At 70.5% G+C, this 4,764-nt stretch carries 5 protein-coding genes; 1 reads left to right on the plus strand and 4 read right to left on the minus strand.

What is annotated here, in order from left to right:
• Positions 1 to 31 precede the first annotated feature (31 nt).
• The 4 genes from ACWIE7_RS18240 to ACWIE7_RS18255 all read right to left on the minus strand — a co-directional run bounded on the left by ACWIE7_RS18240 (position 32) and on the right by ACWIE7_RS18255 (position 2,965).
• The gene (locus ACWIE7_RS18240; protein ID WP_454070196.1) at positions 32 to 391 is read right to left on the minus strand and encodes a DUF2254 family protein; all 360 of its coding nucleotides are present in this window, start codon (positions 389 to 391) and stop codon (positions 32 to 34) included.
• A gap of 23 nt (positions 392 to 414) precedes the next feature.
• Entirely contained in the window at positions 415 to 1,356 is a 942-nt protein-coding gene (locus ACWIE7_RS18245) for a DUF2254 domain-containing protein (protein WP_454070197.1), read from the minus strand.
• A gap of 62 nt (positions 1,357 to 1,418) precedes the next feature.
• Entirely contained in the window at positions 1,419 to 2,228 is an 810-nt protein-coding gene (locus tag ACWIE7_RS18250) for an ABC transporter ATP-binding protein (RefSeq protein WP_454070198.1), read from the minus strand.
• A gap of 59 nt (positions 2,229 to 2,287) precedes the next feature.
• Positions 2,288 to 2,965, minus strand: a complete 678-nt coding sequence (locus tag ACWIE7_RS18255) for a FadR/GntR family transcriptional regulator (RefSeq protein WP_454057207.1) — start codon at positions 2,963 to 2,965, stop codon at positions 2,288 to 2,290.
• A gap of 251 nt (positions 2,966 to 3,216) precedes the next feature.
• On the opposite strand from ACWIE7_RS18255, the gene ACWIE7_RS18260 reads away from it, so the two are divergent.
• Positions 3,217 to 4,764 (plus strand): 2-isopropylmalate synthase (locus ACWIE7_RS18260; RefSeq protein WP_454070199.1); only part of this gene is annotated, 1,548 nt, incomplete at its 3' end.

Consider the following 4,764-nt stretch of genomic DNA (forward strand, 5'->3'; position numbering starts at 1 on the left):
GACTGACGGCCCTTCTTCCGGGCGGGGCGGTCTAGAGCGAGTGGTCGGCGGGGTCGGTGTCGTCCGACGCCAGGGATTCGATGCGCTGCAGGTCCTCCGGGAGTAGGTCGGTCCGATCTGCTGCCGCCTCCAGGAGCAACCGCATCTGCTGCTCGAGGGCGCCGGCCCGCTCCGGGTGACCTTCCTCGTTGACATGGGTGATGAGCATGCGCAGCACGCGCAGCAGCGCGGCCACCACCTCCGTCTGGTTCAGGCTCGCCTGACGCAGCTGATCGAAGGCGTGCTCGACGTACTCGTCGTGGTCTAGATTCCACGGCTGGACCAGCACCCGGCCCGCGTCATCGCGCAGCGCCTGCGGGGCCAGTGGGCCGGTGAGGACCGTGCGCAGCACGGTGCCCAGACGCAGCAGGACCTCTACCGCGGGGTGGTGGGGTCGTTGATCGCCGAGCTCAGGGCCCGCAGGCCGATGTCGACGAGCTGGCGGATCGCGAAGTCCGCGTCCTGGAGCATGGTCCGCATCTCGGATATCGCGACGGCCCCCGCGATCTTCTGCGAGCGCGACGGGGGCGGCCACGCCGTGAACAACGGCTCCCCCTGGTGGATGTACGCCCCGACCCTGGTCTCCAGCCGCAGCACCGTCCCCGCGGAGACGGCGGCGAGCAGCTGGCCCATGTGCACCTGGCTGACCCACCCGCTGCGGCCGGCCGGGATCACGATGGCGCCCTCCGGGGCGGGGAAGTCCTCGGAGTCGACCGTACTGAGGCCGGCGGGAAGTCGTCCCAGACGCGTTGCCACCACCTGCCCCTCGTCCGCGATGCTCTGGGCGAGGTTGCCGACCTGCAGGCCGCGGGCCAGGTGATCCAGGTGGACGATGATCCCCACCACGGTGACCAGTGTCAGACCTATCGCGATGGTCAGCGAGATCCGTGGCGCCGGGGCCGTGGGCTCCCCGCTGAAGCTCGGCAGGATCAGCACGCAGTAGAAGAATGTGCCCACCAGGAGGCCGATCACGCCCTGACTCAGCCGGTCACGGATGAACGAGCGCATCACCCGCGGCGAGAACTGGTTGCTGGCCAGCTGCAGGCTCACCACGGTGAGCGAGAAGACCACTCCCACGGTGGTGATCATGGCCCCGGCCACGGTCGAGACCAGCCACGTGGCGGCGTTGCTGCTCATCGCCAACGTCCACGGGATCTCGGCGTTGTGCCCCAGGTGTTTGTCGATCGCGGTCGCGCCGACCGCCAGCAGGACCCCACCCAGCATCACCAGCGCCGGGAGGAGGAACAGGCCCTCCTTGAAGCGGTAGCGCGCCGCCGCCAGGCGCAACCTCCACGCCAACCCGCCGCTCCTCTTCATCGCGCCCCTCCCACCGGCCATACCCGCAGACATTACGCGTGCGGGCCGGGATGGGACGGCACTCAGGTCCGGCGTGACCGGCCGGCTCGGGCCGACCACCGCCCCTGTCGGTGATCGACCTCGATCGGATACTCGAAGGCCTCCGTCACCAGCTCCGAGGTGAGCACGTCCGGGGCGGGTCCGGAGGCGTGGATCCGGCCGTGGGCGATCAGCATCGCGTGGGTCGTCGACGTGGGCAGCTCCTCGAGGTGGTGGGTGACCAGGACTGTCGCGAGGTCGGGCTGCGTGTCGTGCAGCTGGTCGAGGGTCGCGAGGAACTGCTCTCGGGCCGCCACGTCGAGGCCGGTCGACGGCTCGTCGAGGAGTAGCAGGGCGGGGTTCGGCAGGAGCGCCCTCGCGATGAGCGCCCGGCCGCGCTCGCCCTGCGACATGGTGGGCCACACGGCGTGCCGGAGCCCGTCCAGGCCGAGCATCTCGATGAGGTGGTCGGCCCGGTCGAGCGTGGGCTGATCAGGCTCCCACCGGCCCATCAGATCCGTCGTGCCGGTCGCGCCGGTGAGCACGACCTGCCGGACCGTCAGCGGCGAGCGCAGCGGATGCCGGGGATTGACGTGCCCGATCGACTCCCGCAGCTTGCGGATCTCGACCCGACCCAGCTGGTGGCCGAGGACGTGGACCGAGCCGCGGGTCGGGTGGGCCTCGGCGCCGCACAGGCTCATCAGTGTGCTCTTGCCTGCACCGTTGGGGCCGATGAGCGCCCACCGCTCGCCTGCCCGGACCGTGAGGTCGATGCCGGAGAGGATCCGCTCGGACTGACGGACGAAGTCGACGCCGCGAAGGCGCAACACCTCGGCCACCGCCCCGTCGGCCATGCCGGAGTTCGCGCCGGGGCCTGCCGCTCCGCCACCCGCACCGGGGCCTCGCGCCCCGCTCACGACAGCGCCTCCCGCAGCTCGCCGAGGTGAGCACGAGAAAGGCGCGACGCGGTCGCGTCGTCGCGGTCCGCGATGGCGTCGGCCAACTCGACGTGCGCCCGCTGGTCGGCGTCACTGCCGAACTCCCCGCGGAGGCGGAGCATGTCGATCATGGCCGCGCGGACCCTGGGCGTGAAACTGTCGAACATCTCCACGAGGACCGGGTTGTGGGCGGCCACCACTATCGCCCGGTGGAACTGCGTGTCCACGTCCACATGGCGCTCGATGTCGGAGCGGTTCTCGGCCCGCCGGGCGAGCGCGCGCCGGATCGCCCGCAGGTCGGCGGGGGTCCGCCGTGCGGCGGCGAGCGCTGCGGCCTCGGCCTCGATCGCCACGCGGGCCTCGATCACCGAGACGATGTCCGCACGTCGGAGCACGGCATCCCAGTCCTCCGGCACCTCGAGCGCCGTGACGAACACACCCGCCCCCTGCCGGGAGGTCAGCACCCCGCGGCCGGCGAGTTGGCGGATGGCCTCGCGGACGGTGGAGCGCCCCACGCCAAGTTGGGGCGCGAGCGTCGTCTCGCCGGGCAACTTCTCACCCAGCGCCCACTCTCCCGACCGGATCCGCTCCAACAGCAGCTCGGCGGCCTGATCCGCCAGCGATGCCCGTCTCACCTGCGTCACACGTTCCATGCCGACAACTCTACTTGTCTGAGGAGTTGTGATAGTTTCCACCCATGCGTTTTCTCGAGTGCCTTCTCCTTGGTCGCCACGGCGGGGCGTAGTCGGACCGGCTCGCGTCGTGGAGCCGAGCCTGCGCCGGTCACCCGACCCGAGAAGTGAAGGACCAGCTCGACATGACCGCATCATTTCCCCGCATCACCACGCCCGACGGGCCTGTGCCCGGCCACGCCCCCGCGTGGAACCGGCAGCGGCACTCGCGGATGCCGTCCCACCGGTACTCGGACGTCCACTCCCGCGTGGACGTGCCCGTGACCCGGCCGGAGTGGCCGACCCGCCGCCTCACCGCGGCGCCCCTGTGGGTGCCGGTCGACCTGCGCGACGGCAACCAGGCGCTGGCCGAACCGATGGACCCGGCCCGCAAGCGCCGGTTCTTCGAGCTCATGGTGGCGATAGGCTACAAGGAGATCGAGGTCGGTTATCCCTCGGCCTCGCAGACCGACTACGACTTCGTCCGCCTCATCGCCCAGAGCGAGATCGCCCCGGACGACGTGACCATCGTCGTCTTCACCCCGGCCCGCCGCGACCTCATCGAACGCACGGTGGCCTCGGTCCGCGGCATCACCAACCCGGTCGTCATCCACATGTACACGGCGACCGCCCCCACCTGGCGCGACACCGTGCTCGGCTACGGGCCGGACGAGCTCAAGGACCTCATCGTCGCCGGAGGCCGCGACGTACTGGAGTTCGCCGGCGACCTGCCGAACGTGCGGTTCGAGTTCTCGCCGGAGGTCTTCAACCTCACCGAGCCGGACTACGTGCTCGACCTCTGCGACACCATGACCGCACTGTGGGACGCCACGCCCGAGCGCCCGGTGATCCTCAACCTGCCCGCCACGGTCGAGATCGCCACCCCGAACGTGTACGCCGACCAGATCGAGTACATGCACACCAATCTCGCCCGCAGGGACGCGGTGATCCTCTCGGTACACCCGCACAACGACCGCGGCACCGGTATCGCCTGCGCCGAACTGGCCGTGCTCGCGGGGGCGCAGCGCGTCGAGGGCTGCATCTTCGGCAACGGCGAGCGCACCGGAAATGTGGATATCGCCACGCTCGCGCTGAACCTGCACGCGCAGGGCATCGACCCGATGATCGACTTCTCCGACATCGACGAGATCCGCCGCACGGTCGAGTACTGCAACCGGCTCGAGGTCCCCGCGCGCCACCCGTACGTCGGCGATCTCGTCCACACGGCCTTCAGCGGCACGCACCAGGACGCCATCAAGAAGGGCTTCGCCGAGCACCGCGCCCGGGCCGCCGCGCAGGGCCGCCCCGAGGGGGAGATCGCGTGGAAGGTCCCGTACCTGCCGATCGACCCCGCCGACATCGGCCGCAGCTACGACGCCGTGATCCGCGTGAACTCCCAGTCCGGCAAGGGCGGCATCGCCTACCTGCTGGAGACCGAGTACGGCATCGAACTGCCCCGCAGGCTCCAGATCGACTTCGCCCGCACCGTGCAGCAGCACACCGACTCGTCCGGCCTGGAGTTCACCGCGGCGCAGCTGTGGACGGTCTTCCAGGACGCCTACCTCCACCGGGCCCCCGGCGCCGAGCCGATCGTCCTCACCGAGTTCTCCACGTCCGAGACGGGCGGGCGGGCCCACACCCGGATCGCTCTGACGATTGACGACGACGACGAGGTCAGCGTCCACTCCGAGGTCGGCCCGGTCGAGGCGCTCACCAGAGCCCTCGCGGCAGGCGGCATCGACGTGGAGGTCCTCAGCCTGCACCAGACCAGCGTGGGGGCG

The sequence above is a fragment of the Dietzia sp. NPDC055343 genome (genome assembly GCF_053645265.1).